Annotated in this window: 16 protein-coding genes and 2 tRNA genes; 8 read left to right on the top strand and 10 right to left on the bottom strand. The window is 71.5% G+C overall.

The genetic code is table 11. The features are described from left to right. Window positions 1-451 precede the first annotated feature (451 nt). Window positions 452-1,258: a helix-turn-helix domain-containing protein gene (locus tag FHS13_RS03555; RefSeq protein WP_184287392.1), complete on the bottom strand. Its 807-nt coding sequence runs from the start codon at window positions 1,256-1,258 to the stop codon at window positions 452-454. Between the two features lie 316 nt (window positions 1,259-1,574). On the opposite strand from FHS13_RS03555, the gene FHS13_RS03560 reads away from it, so the two are divergent. Continuing rightward, window positions 1,575-2,246, top strand: a complete 672-nt coding sequence (locus tag FHS13_RS03560) for a peptidylprolyl isomerase (RefSeq protein WP_184287394.1) — start codon at window positions 1,575-1,577, stop codon at window positions 2,244-2,246. A 6-nt stretch (window positions 2,247-2,252) separates the two neighbouring features. Here the strand turns inward: FHS13_RS03560 and FHS13_RS03565 are convergent, their stop codons facing one another. Beyond that, window positions 2,253-3,425, bottom strand: coding sequence for a cysteine desulfurase family protein (locus FHS13_RS03565; protein ID WP_184287395.1), 1,173 nt, complete (start codon window positions 3,423-3,425; stop codon window positions 2,253-2,255). 89 nt (window positions 3,426-3,514) lie between these two features. Between FHS13_RS03565 and aroA the strand changes: the two genes are divergently transcribed. Continuing rightward, window positions 3,515-4,822, top strand: coding sequence for a 3-phosphoshikimate 1-carboxyvinyltransferase (aroA, locus tag FHS13_RS03570; RefSeq protein WP_184287396.1), 1,308 nt, complete (start codon window positions 3,515-3,517; stop codon window positions 4,820-4,822). After that, on the top strand, window positions 4,819-5,823 hold the full coding sequence (gene rsgA / locus FHS13_RS03575) for a ribosome small subunit-dependent GTPase A (RefSeq protein ID WP_184287397.1): 1,005 nt from the start codon (window positions 4,819-4,821) through the stop codon (window positions 5,821-5,823). Before aroA ends, rsgA begins: the two co-directional genes overlap by 4 nt. Window positions 5,824-5,967: 144 nt before the next feature. On the opposite strand, the gene FHS13_RS03580 is transcribed toward rsgA, so the two are convergent. After that, the gene (locus FHS13_RS03580; RefSeq protein WP_184287398.1) at window positions 5,968-6,243 is read right to left on the bottom strand and encodes a DUF2087 domain-containing protein; all 276 of its coding nucleotides are present in this window, start codon (window positions 6,241-6,243) and stop codon (window positions 5,968-5,970) included. Next, window positions 6,240-6,845, bottom strand: a complete 606-nt coding sequence (locus FHS13_RS03585; RefSeq protein ID WP_184287400.1) for a TetR/AcrR family transcriptional regulator — start codon at window positions 6,843-6,845, stop codon at window positions 6,240-6,242. The genes FHS13_RS03580 and FHS13_RS03585 overlap by 4 nt, the downstream gene beginning before the upstream one ends. Window positions 6,846-7,151: 306 nt before the next feature. On the opposite strand from FHS13_RS03585, the gene hisN reads away from it, so the two are divergent. The 4 genes from hisN (at window position 7,152) to FHS13_RS03605 (ending at window position 11,197) form a co-directional block, all read left to right on the top strand. Beyond that, a complete protein-coding gene (hisN, locus tag FHS13_RS03590; protein ID WP_184287403.1) occupies window positions 7,152-7,958 on the top strand; it encodes a histidinol-phosphatase in 807 nt (268 codons plus the stop codon). Between the two features lie 244 nt (window positions 7,959-8,202). Further along, complete coding sequence (locus tag FHS13_RS03595; protein ID WP_184287406.1) at window positions 8,203-9,453, top strand: ABC transporter permease; 1,251 nt, start codon at window positions 8,203-8,205, stop codon at window positions 9,451-9,453. 10 nt (window positions 9,454-9,463) lie between these two features. Continuing rightward, window positions 9,464-10,483 (top strand): permuted SH3 domain-containing protein, encoded by a 1,020-nt coding sequence (locus tag FHS13_RS03600; RefSeq protein ID WP_184287409.1) that lies wholly within the window; start codon window positions 9,464-9,466, stop codon window positions 10,481-10,483. Then, window positions 10,484-11,197, top strand: coding sequence for an ABC transporter ATP-binding protein (locus tag FHS13_RS03605; protein ID WP_184287412.1), 714 nt, complete (start codon window positions 10,484-10,486; stop codon window positions 11,195-11,197). A gap of 98 nt (window positions 11,198-11,295) precedes the next feature. Here FHS13_RS03605 and FHS13_RS03610 read toward each other — a convergent pair. From FHS13_RS03610 to FHS13_RS03620, 3 genes are all read right to left on the bottom strand, one after another. Continuing rightward, window positions 11,296-11,372, bottom strand: a tRNA-Met gene (locus FHS13_RS03610). 120 nt (window positions 11,373-11,492) lie between these two features. Beyond that, window positions 11,493-11,569: transfer RNA gene (locus FHS13_RS03615), tRNA-Met, on the bottom strand. A 107-nt stretch (window positions 11,570-11,676) separates the two neighbouring features. Continuing rightward, complete coding sequence (locus FHS13_RS03620; protein ID WP_184287964.1) at window positions 11,677-14,631, bottom strand: UPF0182 family membrane protein; 2,955 nt, start codon at window positions 14,629-14,631, stop codon at window positions 11,677-11,679. Window positions 14,632-14,927: 296 nt separating this feature from the next. Here FHS13_RS03620 and FHS13_RS03625 point away from each other — a divergent pair, with 296 nt between their 5' ends. Beyond that, window positions 14,928-15,434 (top strand): PPA1309 family protein, encoded by a 507-nt coding sequence (locus FHS13_RS03625; RefSeq protein ID WP_343064885.1) that lies wholly within the window; start codon window positions 14,928-14,930, stop codon window positions 15,432-15,434. Window positions 15,435-15,935: 501 nt separating this feature from the next. On the opposite strand, the gene FHS13_RS03630 is transcribed toward FHS13_RS03625, so the two are convergent. The 3 genes from FHS13_RS03630 to FHS13_RS03640 form a co-directional block, all read right to left on the bottom strand. After that, window positions 15,936-16,991 (bottom strand): YlbL family protein, encoded by a 1,056-nt coding sequence (locus FHS13_RS03630; RefSeq protein ID WP_184287969.1) that lies wholly within the window; start codon window positions 16,989-16,991, stop codon window positions 15,936-15,938. A gap of 50 nt (window positions 16,992-17,041) precedes the next feature. Continuing rightward, window positions 17,042-17,479 carry a molybdenum cofactor biosynthesis protein MoaE gene (locus FHS13_RS03635; protein ID WP_184287415.1) on the bottom strand — a complete coding sequence of 146 codons (438 nt, stop codon included), beginning with the start codon at window positions 17,477-17,479 and terminating at the stop codon, window positions 17,042-17,044. 109 nt (window positions 17,480-17,588) lie between these two features. After that, the gene (locus tag FHS13_RS03640) at window positions 17,589-18,659 is read right to left on the bottom strand and encodes an NAD-dependent epimerase/dehydratase family protein (protein ID WP_184287418.1); all 1,071 of its coding nucleotides are present in this window, start codon (window positions 18,657-18,659) and stop codon (window positions 17,589-17,591) included. Window positions 18,660-18,714: the final 55 nt, after the last annotated feature.

Raw genomic sequence — 18,714 nt, forward strand, 5'->3', positions numbered from 1 at the left:
GTGAGCGAAGCGGAAGCCCAAAGAGGTACAGGGGCGCCGAGGGGGTTCCGCAGGAGCGAGCAACGAGGAATCGCTCCTTGAGGGGCGTCCGAGACGGGATGTCGCGACCGGAGGACCCAAAAGGCACAGCCGCGCCCCAGGGGGTGTGCCGTGAGGGCGCCGGCGGGGTTCTGCAGGAGTGGAGCGAACGCCCGAGGAACGAGGGCGTGAGCGCAGCGACGAAGAACCGCGCCCTGAAGGCGCCCGAGCAGGGGCCAAAGCGAAGCGGAGGCCCCGAAGGGGCAGGGGAGGGCGCCGGCGGGGTTCTGCAGGAGCGGAGCGAACATCCGAGGAACGAGGATGTGAGCGCAGCGACGAAGAACCGCGCCTTGAAGGCGCCCGAGCAGGGGCCGAAGCGAAGCGGAGGCCCCAAGCAAACACGGTGGAGGCCCCAAAGCAAACACAGCGCGGCTCACTCCGCGGCGAGCAGGGCCGAGTCGGGGGTGAGTTCGACCGCCACGTCCTCGAGGGCGTCGCGGATCAGGCAGCAGCGCTCCACGTGGTCGATGTCGGTGAGCAGCTCCCCGCCCTCGGCCGCGAAGGCGTACGCCATACCGGGCCGCGCGTGGAACTCCAGGAAGCGGAAGTCCCCGCTCTGCGCGGGGCCGCGGGGGGACGTCTCCGGAATGACGGCCAGGCTCACGATGCCCGCCTCCACGAGGTCGGCGAGGAAGCAGCGCTGGGCCCTGAGGACACCGGGATCGACCTCGGGGTCCTGGAACGCGGACTCGGCGAGGACCGCACGCAGGGCCGGACCGCCGGGGCCGGTCACCACCGCGCGCAGGTACATCTCCTCGTCGACGAGGGCCTCGACCTCCTTGTCGGACAGGCCCGGCCACCGGGGCCGCAGGACCGCCCGGGAGTACTCCCGGGTGCGCAGGAAGGACGGGACCGTCTCCGCCCGGGTCTCCCACACGCGCGTGGCGTGGACCGTCAGCTCGCCCAGATCACCGAACTCGTCGGGGAAGGCCTCCGCCTGGAGGGTCACGGCCCAGGCCTCGACCAGTCGGGAGCCTCCTCCCAGAGCCGTGTCGATGCGCTCCACCAGGGAGCGCGCCGGGCGGCATCTGGCGGCCTCCACGTCGCGGAGCTTGTCACCGCCCACCCCGGTGGAGGCGGCGAGCTCGACGAGTGAGAGCCCCTTGTCCGACCGCGCGTTGAGCACCCGCGTGCCGAAGGGGAGCCACATCGCGGACGGCAGCACCATGTTCGAACCCATGTCCTCTCCCCTCGCCCGCGGGAGGTGCCGCGGGCCCGCGCCCCGGACGCTCCCGTCGCTCGACGATCCCCCGTTCGGGGCGCCCGGTCAAGCGATCGGCGAAGTACGGCGGTCTGTCATAAGTCACTGCAAGGTCCGACAATGCCACTCGGGGGTTCTGATGTTCGCCCGAAAGGGGGGATTCCCCGAAAGAGGGGGCGATGGCCCCCGCCCGGCGTGGCCGAACGGTCACCGAAGGTCGCCGCATGGGTGGATCAGGAACCGCGCTGCAAGTACGCTATGTGCCGCTCCGCCTCTTTTACCTGGGAAGTGACCCATGACCCGTGCCACCGTGACCGCCTCGTCCCTCCTGGCCGGTGCCCTGCTGTTCACCGCCACCGCGTGCAGCGGCAACGCCGACGAAAGCGAGCCGGAGGCCGCTCCGGACTCCACCGCCGCGGACACCGACGCGCCGGAGTTCGACGTGGAGGGCACCGCCGATGTGGAGGGCGCCACGCTGCACACCAGCGAGGGCGACATCAGGCTGGAGCTGCTGCCGGAGACGGCGCCGAAGACGGTGGCCAACTTCGTCGGCCTCGCCGAGGGGACGGTGGCGACCAACCCGGTGACGGGCGAGGACGAGTTCTACGACGGCACGATCTTCCACCGGGTCATCGACGGCTTCATGATCCAGGGCGGCGATCCGCAGGGAACCGGTACCGGCGGCCCCGGATACGAGTTCGAGGACGAGGTCGGCACCGGCGAGACCTTCGAGGAGCCGGGCGTGCTGGCGATGGCCAACTCCGGGCCCGGCACCAACGGCTCCCAGTTCTTCATCACGGTCGCCCCCACGCCGCACCTGCAGGACATGCACACGATCTTCGGCCACGTGGCCGACGAGGAGTCCATGGAGGTCGTGTACGCGATCTCGAGGACGGAGACGGGGCCGAACGACCGCCCCGCGGAGGACGTGACCATCGAGTCCGTCACCGTCCACCGGGGCGAGTGAGGCCGCTCAGCGCCTGCGCTTGGCCAGGGCGGCCCGGGCCCGCTCGACGGCGGGTCCGATCGCCTCGGCCAGCGCCGCGACGTCCTCGCGTGTGGAGGTGCGTCCCAGGGACAGCCGCAGGCTGCTGAGCGCCGCGTCGGTGTCGGCCCCCATCGCCAGCAGGACGTGGCTGGGCTGGGCCACACCCGCCGAGCAGGCCGAGCCGGTGGAGCAGGAGATGCCCCGGGCGTCCAGGAGCATGAGCAGGGCATCGCCCTCGCAGCCGGGGAACGACAGATGCGCGATGCCGGGCAGGCGGCGGCGGGGATCGCCGTTGACGACCACGTCGGGCACGGCGGCGCGCACCCGTTCCTCCAGCTCGTCACGCAGTGCGGACAGGTGCTTGGTGTGCTCCTCGCGCTCGGCGACCGCCAGGTGCACGGCCGTGGCCAGGCCGCGCGCGAGCGGGGCGGACAGGGTTCCGGAGCGGATGTCGCGCTCCTGGCCCCCGCCGTGCAGGACCGGCACGGGGACCAGGCCGCGGGCCAGGACGAGGGCCCCCGAGCCGACCGGGCCGCCGATCTTGTGGCCGGTGAGGGTCAGTGCGCCCACACCGGAGGCGGCGAAGTCGACGGGCTCGGCACCGATCGCCTGGACGGCGTCGGTGTGGAAGGGCACGCCGTACTCCGCGGCGACGGCGGCCAGCTCGGCCACCGGCTGCACGGTGCCGACCTCGTTGTTGGCCCACATGACCGAGACGAGGGCGACCGAGTCCGGGTCGCGCCCGATCGCCTCGCGCAGCGCCGCGGGGTCCACCCGGCCGAGGGGGTCCACGGGCAGCAGCTCGTGGACCGCTCCCTGGTGTTCGGCCATCCAGTGGGCGGGGTCGAGGGCGGCATGGTGCTCGACCGCGCTGGTGATGATCCGCCGCCGCGCCGGATCCTGCGCGTGGCGGGCCCAGTACAGGCCCTTGATCGCGAGGTTGTCGGACTCCGTGCCGCCGCCGGTGAGGACCACCTCGTGCGGGGTGCAGCCCACGGCCGCGGCGATGCGGTCGCGGGCCTCCTCCACGGAGCGGCGGGCGGCGCGCCCGTGCCCGTGCAGGGACGACGGATTGCCGAGGACCCCGAGCTCGGCCGCCACGTCGGCGGCCACTTCCGGTCTGACCTCGGTCGTGGCAGCGTGATCCAGATACACCATTGCACTGACAAGGATACTTCCGTACCCGTTGTCCGCGCCCTCCGCCTCTCCTCCTCCGGTCTCGGGGCACGGCCGCTAACCTTGGTGCCATGAGTGACTCCGTGTCCGCCCAGCCCGCAACCGCATCCGGCCCGCACTGGTCCGCCCCTGTCGCCCGGCGGCCGGTGAGCGCCCGGCTGTCCCTGCCCGGCTCCAAGTCCGTGACCAACCGCGCACTGGTCCTGGCCGCGCTGTCCGAGTCGCCGTGCCTGGTGCACCGTCCCCTGGTCAGCCGGGACACCGAGCTCATGGCGGACGCGCTGCGCGCCCTGGGCACGGGGATCGTCCCCGCCGGGGCGGACGGGCAGGACCTGGCCGTCACCCCCGCGCCGCTGCGCGGGCCCGCGTCGGTGGACGTGGGCAACGCGGGCACGGTGATGCGGTTCGTGCCGCCGCTGGCCGCGCTGGCCGACGGCGAGGTGGCCTTCGACGGTGATCCGCGGGCCCGGGAGCGGCCCGTGGGCGAGCTGCTGGACGCGCTGCGCGCCCTGGGGGCCGACATCGACGACGCCGGCCGGGGCTCCCTGCCGATGACCGTCCGCGGCACCGGTTCGGTGCGGGGCGGCGAGGTGGTGCTCGACGCCTCGGGCTCCTCCCAGTTCGTATCGGCCCTGCTGCTCGGCGGCGCCCGCTTCGAGCAGGGCGTCCACGTGCGCCACCAGGGTCCCCCGGTGCCCTCCCAGCCGCACCTGGACATGACCGTGGAGATGCTGCGCGCCGCGGGGGTGGCGGTGTCCGTCGGGGAGAACTCCTGGCGGGTGGAGCCCGGACCGGTCAAGCTCTCCCGGATCGACGTGGAGCCCGACCTGTCCAACGCGGCGCCGTTCCTGGCGGCGGCCCTGGTCACCGGCGGCGAGGTGACCGTCGAGGAGTGGCCCGAGCACACCACCCAGCCCGGCGACCAGCTGCGCTCGCTGTTCACCCGCATGGGCGGCGAGGTCTCCCGGGACGGCGGCGCGCTGACCCTGCGCGGCACCGGCCGGATCCTGGGCATCGAGGCGGACCTGCACGACGTCGGTGAGCTCACTCCCACCGTCGCAGCGGTGGCCGCGCTGGCTTCCACACCCTCCCGGATCACGGGCATCGCCCACCTGCGCCGCCACGAGACCGACCGCATCGCGGCCCTGGCCGCGGAGATCAACCGCCTGGGCGGCGACGCCGAGGAGCTTCCCGACGGTCTGGTGATCCGCCCGCGCCCGCTGCACGGCGGGGTGTTCCACTCCTACGACGACCACCGCATGGCCACCTCCGGGGCCGTGATCGGCCTGGCGGTTCCCGGCGTGGAGGTGGAGAACATCGCCACCACCCGCAAGACCCTGCCGGACTTCCCCGGCCTGTGGGCGGAGGCCCTGGCATGAGCCGCACGCGGGGCGGGGGGCGCCACCTGGACGAGGACGACATCCGGGTCCGCGCCCGGGGAGGATCCCGTCCCCGCACCCGCGTCCGGCCCAAGCACGAGGACGCCGTGGAGGGCCTGGTCACCGCCGTGGACCGGGGCCGGTACCGGTGCCTGGTCGCCGACACGCCCGTCGTCGCGATGAAGGCCCGCGAACTGGGCCGCGGCTCCATCGTCGTCGGCGACCGCGTGGACGTGGTCGGCGACCTCTCGGGGCGGCCGGACACACTGGCCCGGGTCGTGAGGGTCAAGGAGCGCCGCTCCGTCCTGCGCCGCACGGCCGACGACACCGATCCGGTGGAGCGGGTGATCGTGGCCAACGCCGACCAGCTGGCGATCGTGTGCGCGCTCGCCGACCCGCCGCCCCAGCCGCGCTTCGTCGACCGCTGCCTGGTGGCCGCCTACGACGCCGGGCTCGATCCGCTCCTGTGCCTGACCAAGGCCGATCTGGCGAGCCCGGACGAGATGCTGCGCACCTACGAGCCGCTGGGACTCCCCTACGAGGTCCTGAGCCCGGAGGGGGAGCTCGAGGGGCTGCGCGACCGCCTGGCAGGCCGCACCACCGTGCTGGTCGGCTCCTCCGGGGTGGGCAAGTCCACCCTGTTCAACCGCCTCATCCCGGGCAGCGACAGGGCGGTGGGCCATGTCAACGCGGTCACCGGCCGCGGCCGCCACACGTCCACCTCGGCCGTGGCGCTGCCGTTCGAGAACGGCTGGCTCATCGACACCCCGGGCGTGCGCAGCTTCGGGCTGGCCCACATCGAACCCGAGGACATCGTCGAGGGCTTCCCCGACCTGGCCGAGCTCGCCCAGGACTGCCCGCCCGGCTGCTCCCACCAACCCGGCGAGCCCGACTGCGCGGTCACGGCCGCCCTGGACCGCGGTGAGGCCGACCCCGAGCGCGTCGCCTCCCTGCGCCGCCTCCTCGCGAGCCGCGAGGGCGAGGCCGACCAGGACGACTGAGTGTGCCGGGCCCGGGCTCTCCCCCACCGGCGCGGGCCCGGGCCGCACCACCGGTCGCGGCCCTGCCCGGTGCGGCGAACGGCACGTCCGCCGACATCACGCACACCCCGCCCCGGTGCGCCGGGGAGGAGCGGGACGTGCTCCTCAGAGATCGACGGTGCCGCCGCAACGCCAGTAGCGGGTCCGGTCGCGTTCCAGGAACCCCTCTTCGAGGAGACTGCCCCGCAGGACGGGGACGTTCTCGCTGAACCTCCGCAGGACGGCGTTGACCTGTGGCTCCGTGTAGCGGACGCCCGGTTCGAAGGCCCCGGCCACCTGGTCGAGCAGGAGCAGTCTGTCGTGGCGGCGCACGGGAATCGCGGTGATGCGGCCGGCGCGCATGTAGGCGCGCAGTGCCTCCTCGCGCTCCTGTTCCGTCATCGGCGGCTCCCGTTCGGGGTGTCCCCCTGCCTGCTCGGGCTGCTGCCGAGCAGCATTCCGTGAACGACGGTCTCGACCCGGCGCGCGGCCTCGTCCAGACCGATGGGCTGAAGAGTGTACGACACGGTCAGACGCGTGCTCACGTCCGCGACCGCCTCCGCCAGTGACGGTTCCAGGTGCGGGAGGTTCGCGCGGAGCGTCGCCGCGATCCGCTCCACCAGGACGTCCAACAGGGGCGCGGAGCGGGTGGTCAGCACCGGCAGCAGTTCCCGGTCGCCCGTGACCACGGCGCGCAGCAGCGGGTTGCGTTCCGCGGACGACAGCACCAGGACGGTGGACCTGCCCAGGGCGTGCACCGGGTTGCTGCCCTCGGCCTCCAGAACCCGCATCACGTCGTCCAGCAGCGCACCGACCTCGCGGACCACGACGGCCTGGAGGAGGCCTTCCTTGCTGCCGAACACGTTGTACAGGGTCTGTCTCGACACCCCGGCCGCCGCCGCGACATCGGCCATGCGGCAGTCGGCCCAGCCACCGGAGACGACTTCGGCGTACGCGGCATCCGTCAACCGCTCCCGAGCAGGCGTACGCTGTCTGGTCTCCATGACCCCATCCTCCCATCCGGTGCCCCGTCGCACGTCCCGGAGAAGGAGCCTCGGAGACCGTCCTCCGCGGGCGGGGACGGACGGCGGGTGGGGATGGCCGGCCGTTGAGGGTGGTGGGGGGAGACGGGCAGGCAGGACCGCGGCCGGAGGCCGGCCGTTGAGGGTGGTGGGGGGAGACGGGCGGGCAGAACCGCGGCCGGAGGCCGGCCGTTGAGGGTGGTGGGGGGAGACGGGCGGGCAAGAGTCCGGTCAATCATGTGTGCCGCCTTGGCCATGCCCCCGCCCGGACCGGTAGCGTTACCGCTCATGGCGTCCTTTGACGATGATCTACGGCTGGCCCACGTGCTCGCCGACGCTGCCGACGACATCGCGATGAAGCGGTTCCGCGCGCTCGACCTCGTGGTCGACACCAAGCCCGACCTCACTCCGGTGACCGAGGCCGACCGGCTGGTCGAGGAGACCCTCCGCGGCGTCCTGTCGCGGGCCCGGCCCCGCGACGCCGTCGTGGGCGAGGAGTACGGCAGGACGGGGAACAGCGACCGGGTGTGGGTCATCGACCCCATCGACGGCACCAAGAACTACGTGCGCGGCGTCCCGGTGTGGGCGACGCTCATCGCCCTGATGGAGGGCGACCGCACCGTGGTCGGTGTGGTGTCGGCCCCGGCGCTCCAGCGCCGCTGGTGGGCTTCCCTGGGCGGTGGCACCTGGCAGGGCCGCAGCCTGTCGAAGGCCTCGCGCTGCCAGGTGTCGAAGGTGTCGGAACTCACCAACGCCTCGCTGAGCTTCTCCTCGCTCACGGGATGGGAGGAGCAGGGACGCCTCGACTCGTTCCTGGGCCTGACCCGCTCGGTGTGGCGCACCCGCGCCTACGGTGACTTCTGGTCGCACGTGATGGTGGCCGAGGGCGTCGTCGACGTCTCCGCCGAGCCGGAGCTGTCCGTGTGGGACGCGGCGCCCCTGCCCATCATCCTGGAGGAGGCGGGAGGTCGGGCGACGAACCTGCGCGGCGACGGCTTCGTCGACGGCGGTGCGCTGGTGTGTACCAACGGTGCGCTGCACGACCAGGTCCTCACATGGCTCGACAGCGGCCCCACACCCCTGCGCAGCGTCTGAGCCCGCCGCACCCGTCCGAGCGCAGAGCATCGACGCCCTCACATGCGGTAATACCATGTGAGGGCACTGCTCTCCGGAGCCCGTGGCCGCTTCCGGCCACGGGAGGACAGAGGAATCTCCGCACCGGAGCGAACCGAAACCGCGGCCGTCCGCGATGGGTCTGGTGAAACCCGCCCCCGCGGGTGCGCACCGCACCGCTGCCGTCAGGGCAGCTCCCCCCCACAGACCCACGGAAGGGGGCCGTATGCTGCGTTCCCTCACAGCCGGGATCGTGCTGGCCTTCGCCGGTTCCCGGGCCAACGTCGCCCGGACCATCCTGTCCTGCGCCGGCATCGTCGTCGGCGTGGGTTCGCTGATCCTCGTCGTCACCGGCAGCGACTTCGGCGAGCGCTTCGCCATCGCCTACAGCGAGACCAACGCCGGACGCGCCGCGACCTTCGAGATCTCGGTGATGGAGGAGGTCTCCGACCAGGAGGCGCTGGAGGAGGACATCCGCCGCGCGGGCGCGCAGGAGGTCTCCCTCTTCCAGACGCCCTCCGCTTCCGTCCTCCTCCGGTCGGGCGGCACCGTCATCGACACGGCCGACTTCCGCGGCGTCGACGCCTCCCTCGGTGAGATCCGCAGGTTCACCATGGCCGAGGGCCGCTGGTTCACCGAGGCCGACCTGGAGTCGCGCGTCCCCGTCCTGGTCGTCAACGAGGACCTGGCGAACGCCATGGGCGACCGCGAGCGGGTCCAGATCGGCACCGACCGGTGGACCGACGTACGCATTGTCGGGGTCCTGGAGTCCAGCGGGACGGACTTCACCTGGCAGAGCGCCTACCTCCTGCGCTCCCCCGCTTCCGAGGACCTGCTCTTCGGCCCGCCTCCGCCTGGCCAGGCCGATCCCTACGGGGACTACATGCCCTCCGGCGGGGTCACGTACCTGGCCCGGATCGACCCCGGGGATCCGGCCGCCCAGGACCCGACCGGCACGATGTTCCACGAACGGCTCACCTCGACCGCCTGGAGGTGGGGTGTCCGAAGCAGCGATTCCGTGTGGGGCTATCGGATCGACGGGGCCGATGTCATCGAGGATGCCGTCACCTACCTCTCCTGGGGCCTGGCGGGCATCGCCGCCATCACCCTCACGACCGGCCTGCTCGGCGTGCTCAACGTCGGCCTGGTCACCGTCCGGGAGCGGCGCCGCGAACTGGCCACCTACCGCGCCCTGGGGGCGAGCCGCTTCACGCTGTTCGTGGTGGTGGTGATGGAGTCGGTCGTGGTCTCCCTCGTGGCCGGCGTCATCGCCCTGCTCGCGTGCTGGGCCCTGGTCACCGCCGCGGCCGCGGTCCTGGAATCTTTCGTCAGCCTGCCGACCGGCGTCGCCCTCGCGATTCCGCCGAGCGGTGTCCTCGTGGGGCTCGGCAGCGCCGCCGCGGTCGGCCTTCTCGCCGGGATCGTCCCGGCGATGCGGGCACTGCGCTCGTCCGTCGTCGCCGGTCTCCGGGAATAGGAGCACAGAAGTGAAGAAGTGGATCATCATCGGCTCGGTCGCACTGCTGCTGGTGGCGCTGGCGGGCTCGGGCTACTTCCTGCTGAACCGCTCGGGCGGTGGCGGGGACGGGGAGTTCATCGACGAGGCGGCAGACCTCGGCGGGGTGCCCCACACCGTCGAACTGGGCTCGATCAACTCGGTGGTCGTCCTGGACGCCACCGTCCGGGCCGAGCCGGGTGAGGCCGTCGAGGCCCGGAAGGGCGGCGAGGTCGCCCACGTGTGGATCGCCGAGGGCGCCGAGGTGGACCAGGGCGCGCCGATCGTCAACGTGAGGGTTCCCGACGAGTCGGCGCCGGCCCCCGAGGAAGGGGAGGGCTCTCCCTCCGCCCCCGCGACCACAGAGGTCACCCTGTACGCTCCCATCGGCGGCGTGGTCTCGGGCCTGGACCGCGTGCAGGTCGGCGACGTCCTCGAGCCGGGGGCCGTCGTGGCCACGGTCGCTCCCGAGAAGTTCCGCGCGGTCGCGCAGATCCCCGCCAACGACCTCTACCGGTTCTACGAGGAACCCGGTGACATCGTGCTGGAGATCACCAAGGGCCCGGCCGCCGAGCAGTGCGACTTCCTCTCCCTGGGTCCGTCCGAGAGCTCTTCGGTCCCTGAGGGCGAGGAGGCCGGCGACGCGGGCGGCGGAGGCACCGTCGAACTGGCCTGCCGGATTCCCTCCGACCTCCAGGTGTTCGACGGCGTACAGGGAAAGCTGTCGGTCTCCACCGGCAAGGTGAGCAACGTCGTGGTCGTCCCTGCGACGGCTGTGCGCGGCAACTCCGAGAAGGGCGAGGTCCTGGTCGTGTCCTCCGACGGCGCCGAGGAGGCCCGCGAGGTCGAACTGGGCATCACCGACGGCTCCCTCGTCGAGGTGGTCTCGGGGCTCAGCGCCGGTGAGCAGGTCGTCGACCCGATTCCCCTCGATCCGCGCTTCGACGTCCCCGGCGCGCACATGGAGGAGATGCCCGAGGACGAGTTCCACGTCGAGTCGGAGGAGGGGTAGATGGCCGTCGGTGCCGCGGCCCCCGCGCTCTCCCGCCCCGGGACCGCGCCCCTGCTACGGGCGGAGGGCATCACCCGGCACTTCACGGTGTCGGGCACCCGTATCGACGTGCTCCACGACTGCACGTTCGAGGTGGGCCGGGGAGAGGTCGTCGCGATCGTCGGCCAGTCCGGCTCGGGCAAGTCCACCCTGCTCAACGTGCTCGGCCTGCTCGACCGGCCGAGCAGCGGAACCTACGACTTCGACGGAGTGGACACCACCCGGCTGCGCGAAGGCGCCCGCTCCCGCCTGCGCGGGGAGGGCATCGGGTTCGTGTTCCAGCAGTTCCACCTGCTGGAGCGGAGGACCGCGCTGGCCAACGTCGGCGTCCCGCTGGTACTGGCGGGCGTCCCCGCGCTGCGGCGCCGGGCGCGGGCGCGCGAACTGCTGGAGTCGGTCGGGCTGGAGCACCGCCTCCACTCCCGGCCCCACCAGCTGTCCGGCGGTGAGCAGCAGCGTGTGGCGCTGGCCAGGGCCCTGAGCCGCGATCCCGCCCTCGTCCTCGCCGACGAGCCCACGGGCGCCCTGGACGCCGCCAGCAGCACCATGATCATGGACCAGTTGCTGGAGCAGGCCAGGGTCCGCGACGCCGCGGTGATCGTGGTGACGCACGATCCGAAGGTGGCGGAGCGGGCCGACCGCGTGATCCAGCTGGTGGAGGGGCGCACCCGCTGAGCGGGAGGCCGTGTGCCGTCCGGATCCCGGGCGGCACACGGCCCCGAGGTTCCGGGAGAAGCAGAAGAGCCGGGTGCGTGCGCACCCGGCTCTCCGGTTGGTAGCGGGGACAGGATTTGAACCTGCGACCTCTGGGTTATGAGCCCAGCGAGCTACCGAACTGCTCCACCCCGCGTTGTTGTTCCCAGTCTAAGGGGTTTCCCCCTGGTGGCAAATCGGCCTCCGCCTGGGAGACCTCGGGAACGCCACCTTCCTGCAAAGCACCGGCCCCGGGATTCCTCCCGGGGCCGCGCCCTGGTAGCGGGGACAGGATTTGAACCTGCGACCTCTGGGTTATGAGCCCAGCGAGCTACCGAACTGCTCCACCCCGCGTCGGTGTTCCTCCACAGTAGCGCTCTTTGCCGTCAGGCCCAAATCACTTCTCCGGGCACGCCGCGACGGCGAAGGGGGCGGACCTGTCGGCCCGCCCCCTGCTCGGGCTAGTTGCCGCCCTGCTCGTCCATCTGCTCCTGGATGGCTTCCAGGGCCTCGCGCAGGCGCTCGTCGGCCTCTTCCTGGGACTCGCGCGATTCCTCCCAGGCCTCCACCGCCTCGTTGAGGGCGTCGGTGAGGTCCTGGTCGGGGTTGTCCCCGGAGCCGGCCTCGGGCTGCTCCGGCTCCTCCTCGGCAGGCTCCTCCTCGGCCTCGGGCGGCGGGGCCTCGCCGTCGTCGAACAGGTTGCTCAGCGCGTCGGGGAGGTTGCTGCCGATGGCGACCTCCTCACCGAAGCCGACCATCACCTGCTGGAGCAGCGGGAAGGACGCCGCCCCGTCGCCGCCCGCCTGCACGTACAGCGGCTCGACGTAGAGCAGGCCGCCCGCGAACGGCAGCGTGAGCAGGTTGCCCCGCGTCACCTGGGCGTTGGACTGCTCCAGCGGCAGCAGCACCTCGCGGACGTCGGCATCCGCGTCGAAGGCGTTCTGCACCTGGCCGGGACCGAAGATCACGGTGCTGCGCGGCAGCTCCAGCAGCTTCAGCTGCCCGTAGTCCTCCGAGTTCGGGTCGCTGTTGACCGCCATGAAGGCCGCCAGGTTCTCACGTCCGCGCGGCACGTAGGTGGTGGTCAGCGAGAAGGCCTCCTCCTCCTCGCCCGGGAAGTGGATGGTCTGGCGGTAGGGGGGCTCGGGGCGGTCGGTGGCGCCGGTCGGGTCGTTGGGGACCGTCCAGAAGTCCTGACCGCCGTAGAAGGCCGAGGCCTCGGTGACGTGGTACTCGCGCATGATCTCGCGCTGCACCTTGAACAGGTCGTCCGGGTAGCGCAGGTGCTCGATGAGCTCGTCGCTCATCTCGTCCCTGTCCGTGACGATGTCCGGGAAGGCGTCCATCCAGGTCTGGAGGACCGGGTCCTCCTCGTCCCACGCGTACAGGGTCACCGTGCCGTCGTAGGCGTCCACGGTCGCCTTGACCGAGTTGCGGATGTAGTTGACCTGGTTGCCGGGCAGGGCGTTGACCTGCTGCACCGAACCATCGGTGAAGGTGTCGGTCACCGCCTGGGTGAAGTCGATCCGGTTGGCGTACGGGTAGCCGTCGGAGGTGGTGTACGCGTCGACGATCCACATGATCCGGCCGTCCACGACCGCCGGGTAGGGGCGGCTGTCGACGGTGAGGAAGGGCGCGACCTTCTCGACGCGGTCCAGCGGGTCCCGCTCGTAGATGATGCGCGAGTCGTCGGTGATCGCGCTGTTGAGCAGGATGTTGGGTTCCTGGTACTTGATCGCGTACAGGACCCTGTCGAAGAACGAGGCCAGCTGCACGCCGCCGTCACCCTCGTAGCGGTTGTAGGCCTGGGAGCCGGCCGCGGTGTCCTCGCTCTCCTCCTGGGGGCCCTCCTCGCCCTCGGCGGGGGCCTCCTGCGCCTCCTCGCCCTCGGTCTGCTCGGCGTCGGCGGGGACCCGCGCCTCGTCGGGGCTCGGGCTCACCTCGGGCTCGACCGCGTCCTCCAGCGTGGGGACGTCGGTGTTCTCCTGCTCCGCGTCGAGGGGGTAGTCGTACTCCTCCTCCGCCTGGACGATGACGTAGTCGGCGCCCTCACGGCCGTAGTAGACCCGCGGCTCGTACTCGCCGACGACCTCGCTCAGCTCACCGCGCGGCGGAATGTTGTACTCGGTGAAGACCGGGCGGCCCTCCGCGTCGATCTCGGTTCCCGCGGCGGCGACCATGCCGTAGCCGTGGGTGTAGATCAGGTGCCGGTTCAGCCAGTTGTTCTGGTCGGAGGGCGGACCGTCCAGCTCGCGGACGGCGACGATCGTGTCGATCAGGTTGCCCTCGGAGTCGGGGTAGCGGTCGACCTCGAGCACGTCGGGGAACTGGTAGAAGCCGCGGACCTGCTGCATCTGCTGGAAGGTCTGCGAGACCACGGAGGGGTCTGCCAGGCGCACCGTGGTGCCCTGGGCCTCCTGCACCAGGTCGCTCGTGCTGAGCTCGGTGGTGGCGTCGTAGTCCTGCACCTCGGCGTCGGCGATGTCGTAGGCCTGCCGGGTGTACTCGATGTTGCGCTCGATGTACGGGCTCTCCAGGCGCTGCTCGTTCGGGCTGACCTGGAAGCGCTGGACGATCTCCGGGTAGGCGACACCGACCAGCACCGCGGACAGCACCAGGAGACCGAGGCTGGCCATGGGGACCATGGTGTTCTTGAAGTACACGTTCGCGAAGAACAGCACGGCGCAGATGACGGAGATGACCGTGAGGATGGTCAGCGCGGTCTTGACCGCGTGCACGTCGGTGTAGGAGGCACCGAAGGTGTATCCGCGCTCGGAGAAGACCAGCCCGTAGCGGTCCAGCCAGTAGGAGCCGGCGCGCAGCAGCACGAAGAGGCCCAGCAGCACGGACAGGTGCACGCGGGCCGCCGGGGTGGCGCGCTGGCCGGTGTCGTTCTGGAGGCGGACGCCGCCGTACAGGTAGTGGACGATCACCGCGGCGATGAACGCGAGGACCACGGCCGCGTAGAGGTAGCCGAGCAGGATCCGCAGGAACGGGTAGGTGAACGCGAAGAAGGCGATGTCCATCCCGAACTCGGGATCGGCGAGGCCGAAGTCGACGCCGTTGACGAACTGCAGGTAGGAGCGCCAGTCACCGCTGGCCGCAGCACCGGACAGCAGGGCGAGAGCGCCCACGGCGATCCAGAAGAAGAGCTTGCGGTGCGGGTCGATGGACTGCCGGTAGCGGTCCAGGCCCTGCTGCTCCAGGTTCATCGGACGGATACCGGGGCGGGCCCGGTAGGCGAAGAAGATGCTGGCACCGACGATGACGGCCATCACGAGGGCGGCCGCGACGAACAGCAGCGCGCGGGTCCACAGCTCGGTCAGGAAGACCGAGGTGTAGCCGACGGAGCTGAACCATCTGTAGTCGGTCAGGAAGTTCGCGGCGAGCATCAGGGCCGCGATGATGACGACCACGGTCGCCGCGACTGGCGCGAGCAACCTTGATCGGCGAGGCATACGCGCAGGTGGTGCGCCGGGCGATCGGAAGCTCACGCCTCCCCCTCGTTCTGGCTTGACAGGTGAGTTCGGTGCGCGTGTAGCGCTCTCTCAACAAAGAACTTCATTGGTGGCCTCCGGGTTCCCCAAACTGCTCCCCCACGGGTGACAAGGCCGCATCATTGGCGTATCGGAGCGGCATACTCCATGGTCCTTCGGACCCTACTTCCCCCGGGACAGGGCGGTGAGGCAGATGTATCGGTCACTATGGGAGCGTGTCGAACATTCGCGAAGCAGTCATGGACCTCGAACGCCACGCCGCGGCCCAGGGATGGGACCGGCCTCTGGGCCTCTACGCCCTGGTACCCACCGCCGAACTGCTCAAGGCCGAGCCCGGGCTCGCCGATCTCCTGGGCATCGGCGCTCCCGCCGACCCCGACGAGCTGACCCCCGTCGAGCAGGACCCGCTGCCCGCGGACCTCCCCCTGGAGGAGGCGCTCGGGAGCATCATGTGGCCCGAGGGCGTGGCCGGCTGCGCCCTGGTGATGGAGCGCCTGGCCGTGAAGGGGTCGGACGAGACCCTCGCCCCGGGCGAGGACCCCTCCGTGTCCGGCCGCGAGACCGAGGAGATCCGCATGGTCGCCGGCGTCCTGCGCGACGGCTCCCGGCACTGCGCGATGCGCATGCGCAGCCACGACAGCGAGGACGCGGTCCTCAACGGCGCCGACCTCATCCCGGCCCTGACCTCCGCCCTCGCCCTCACCCTCGACCTCGACTCCTGACCCGCGAGGGCACCCGAACAAGGGAGCTGCGACCGAAAGCCGCCCGCCGAAGGCGGCGGCGGGCGACGTGCGGGCCGAAGCGAAGCGCCGGTCACCCTCAAGTCCACCCGCGCCCCAGGGGGTGTGCCGTGAGGGCGCCGGCGGGGTTCTGCAGGAGTGGAGCGAACACGCGAGGAACGAGCGTGTGAGCGCAGCGACGAAGAACCGCGCCTTGAGGGCGCCCGAACCGGGGCCGAAGCGAAGCGGAGGCCCCAAAGCAAACACAGCGAGGGCGCCGGCGGGGTTCTGCAGGAGCGGAGCGAACATCCGAGGAACGAGGATGTGAGCGCAGCGACGAAGAACCGCGCCTTGAGGGCGCCCGAACAAGGGGGCTGCGGCCGTAGGCCGTCCGTTGAGGGTGGTGGCGGGCGACGGGTGGGCCAAAGCGAAGCGGAGGCCCCAAAGCAAGCACAGGAGCGCAGCGACGAAGAACCGCGCCCAAAGGCGCCCGAGCAAACACCACTAGCAGCGGGGCAGGCTGCCCTCACCGGTGCGGATGGTCTCCAGGGCCTCGACCGCATCGGTGAGGGTCTCGATGCGCACGACCTCGATCTCTCCGGAGGCCGCCGACTCGGTCGTCTGCGAGCAGCTCTCGGCGGCCACGAAGAAGTACTCCGCCCCCGCGCGCTGGGCGCTCACCATCTTCTGCTGGATGCCGCTCACCCCGCCGACCGTGCCCGCGGGGTCGATGGTGCCCGAACCGGCGATGTCGGCGCCGCCGGTGAGGCTCTCCTGGCTGAGGCGGTCCATGATGCCCAGGGCGAACATCATGCCGGCGCTCGGGCCGCCGATGTCGCCGACGGTGATCTCGACGTCGACGGGGAAGTCCATGTCGTCGGCGAGCATGATGCCGACTGCGGGGCCGCCGTCGTTCTCGGCGACCTCCATCTCCACGTCCAGCCGCTCGCCGTCCCGCTCCAGGGTGAGTTCGACCGTGTCCCCGGGTTCGTGCGCACCGACCATCTCCACGACAGCGGTGCTGCCGGCGGCCTCCTCGTCCTCCTGCGGGAAGGAGGTGGGAACGGTCACGCCGTCGACCGCCACGACGATGTCGCCCGGCTCGGCCACCCCGTGGGCGGGCAGGCCCTCGACCGTGTCGCCGACCACGGGCACCGCCTCATAGCCGATGCCCATCTCGCCCAGCGCGGCGGCGGTCGCGTTGGTCTGGGAGTCGTTCATCTGGACGGCCTGCTGCTCGCTGACCTCTTCCTGGGTCCGCCCTGCGGGGAAGAGCAGTTCCTCGGGCATGACCGCCTCGTTCGGCGAGAGCCAGGCGGAGACGACGGTGAAGAAGTCGAGCCGGTGCTGGGGACCGCCCGCGTATTGCACGGTCACCATGGACAGCGATCCCTCGTGCTCATAGCTCTCGGCGCCGCCGATCCGGATGACCGGCTCCCCCTCGTTCTCCCCCACCGTGTCCAGGGTGAGGCCCGGTCCGGCGACCAGGTACGGCATCGGCAGGAAGCGGCTGCCGACCCCGAGCCCGATGAGGAGGACGAGGGCGACAACAAGGGTCATGACACGACGAACCATGCTGCACACCTTATTGCCGCCGGCGCGGGGAGGGGTCAGGAAGCCCCCACCCACTCCTGTCCGCCGTCGTGGAAGGCCTGGTGCTTCCAGATGGGCACCTGTGCCTTGAGGTCGTCGATCAGGCGCCGGCAGGCGTCGAAGGCCTCCTGGCGGTGCTCGGCCGAGGCGGCGACGACCACCGCGATGTCGCCGATCTCCAGTTCGCCGACCCGGTGGACCGCGGCCATCTTGACGACAGGGCGGCCGGGGACGGTGGTCTCGGCCAGGACCTTCTCCATGACGGAGCGCAGCTGCGCCTCGACGGTGGGGTGCGCCGAGTAGCCCAGGCGCGCCACGTCGCGGCCGTGGTCGTGGTCGCGGACGGTGCCGATGAAGACGGCGGTGCCCCCCGCTCTGGGATCGGCGACCGCGGCGAGGACCTCGTCCACCGACAGGGGGGTGTCACGTACGGATGCGAGCGTGATGTGTTCCACGACAAGACCGTATCAACAGGACGTTCCCCCATGTCATCACACGCGTGCATGTTCCCCGACACATGCACGCGCCGCGTGCATGCGTCCCGCGCGGGCGGGGCGCCGGCCGTCAGCCACCGCCCTTGCGTTTGCGCAGATGGCGAATGGTGACCGCGGTTCCGATGGCGGCGGCGGCCGCACCCGCGGCGCCGGCGGCGGTGATGGTGACCTCCTTGCGGCCGATGCTGCGGCCCGCCAGGGCGTGCCTGCCGCTGCTGGAGTCCAGCAGGACCTCCAGCGCCGCCTCGTTGTCGTAGGCGGGCTTCCACCCGGCCCGGCGCAGCGACGCGCAGTCCACCACGCACGGGTAGACGAGGAACTTCAGCTCCGCCTCCGCGGCCGGGGTGATCCGGGCCTGGTGGAGGCGGCGGGCCGCGCCGAAGGCCAGGTTGGCGGGGACCTCGAAGTGCTTCATCCCCGACAGCCGCTCCACCTCTCCCTGGGGAAGGGAGCCCTCGGAGGCCACGGCGACCACGCCGTCGGGTCCGTGGACCCCGTGCAGGGCGCAGAAGGCCAGGGCGCCGACCAGGTCCTCCACGTGGCAGAACTGCCAGTGCTGCTCGTGGCCCTTGACCGTGAGCAACCGGGGTGCGGAGAAGTGGCGGCTGAGGAGGGTGTCGAGGCCGGGGCCCACGAGGGGGGCGGGGCGCACGACGGTGACGGTGAGGCCGGGATGGGCGCGGCGGGCGCGTTCGGCCAGGCTCTCGATCTCGGCGAAGTCGCCGGTCAGACCGTCGCTGTTGTCCGAGACCCGGGCGGAGTCCTCCGGCAGGGGGACGGGGTTGTCGGGTGCGGCACCGTAGACCATGGTCCCGGTCACCAGGACGACGCGCGGCACCCCCGACGCCGCGGCGGTGGTCAGGACCGTCTGGGCCGCCCTGACGTTGTGCGCGCGCCGTTCGGCGGGGTGCGTGTCGAGGGAGCGGTCGTCGGCCGTGTGCACGAGGACGTCGACCCTGTCCAGGCGCGAGACCAGTCCGGGGTCGCACACGTCGGCGATCCGCCACGTGACGCCGCGCACGTCGGCGAACTCCTTGTCGATGGCGACGACTTCCCGGAGAAGCCCGGAACCTTCTCCGGCGGCCAGGCGTTCCACAAGGAGCCGGCCCACTCCGGAGGACGCACCGGTAACCGCGACCACTGTCCCGGGCCCTCCGGACCGGCTGTGCTCTGGGCGAACCTGGTTGCTTTCGGTA

Source organism: Nocardiopsis algeriensis (genome assembly GCF_014203695.1).
In the GTDB taxonomy this organism is placed as follows: domain Bacteria; phylum Actinomycetota; class Actinomycetes; order Streptosporangiales; family Streptosporangiaceae; genus Nocardiopsis; species Nocardiopsis algeriensis.

What these genes read in the sequence shown, in the direction of transcription:
- FHS13_RS03560 (WP_184287394.1), top strand. Translation starts at nt 1,575, where the DNA reads ATGACCCGTGCCACCGTGACCGCCTCGTCCCTCCTGGCCGGTGCCCTG.
- FHS13_RS03565 (WP_184287395.1), bottom strand. Translation starts at nt 3,425, where the DNA reads ATGGTGTATCTGGATCACGCTGCCACGACCGAGGTCAGACCGGAAGTG.
- FHS13_RS03580 (WP_184287398.1), bottom strand. Translation starts at nt 6,243, where the DNA reads ATGACGGAACAGGAGCGCGAGGAGGCACTGCGCGCCTACATGCGCGCC.
- FHS13_RS03630 (WP_184287969.1), bottom strand. Translation starts at nt 16,991, where the DNA reads ATGACCCTTGTTGTCGCCCTCGTCCTCCTCATCGGGCTCGGGGTCGGC.
- FHS13_RS03595 (WP_184287406.1), top strand. Translation starts at nt 8,203, where the DNA reads ATGCTGCGTTCCCTCACAGCCGGGATCGTGCTGGCCTTCGCCGGTTCC.
- FHS13_RS03585 (WP_184287400.1), bottom strand. Translation starts at nt 6,845, where the DNA reads ATGGAGACCAGACAGCGTACGCCTGCTCGGGAGCGGTTGACGGATGCC.
- aroA (WP_184287396.1), top strand. Translation starts at nt 3,515, where the DNA reads ATGAGTGACTCCGTGTCCGCCCAGCCCGCAACCGCATCCGGCCCGCAC.
- FHS13_RS03555 (WP_184287392.1), bottom strand. Translation starts at nt 1,258, where the DNA reads ATGGGTTCGAACATGGTGCTGCCGTCCGCGATGTGGCTCCCCTTCGGC.
- FHS13_RS03605 (WP_184287412.1), top strand. Translation starts at nt 10,484, where the DNA reads ATGGCCGTCGGTGCCGCGGCCCCCGCGCTCTCCCGCCCCGGGACCGCG.
- hisN (WP_184287403.1), top strand. Translation starts at nt 7,152, where the DNA reads ATGGCGTCCTTTGACGATGATCTACGGCTGGCCCACGTGCTCGCCGAC.
- rsgA (WP_184287397.1), top strand. Translation starts at nt 4,819, where the DNA reads ATGAGCCGCACGCGGGGCGGGGGGCGCCACCTGGACGAGGACGACATC.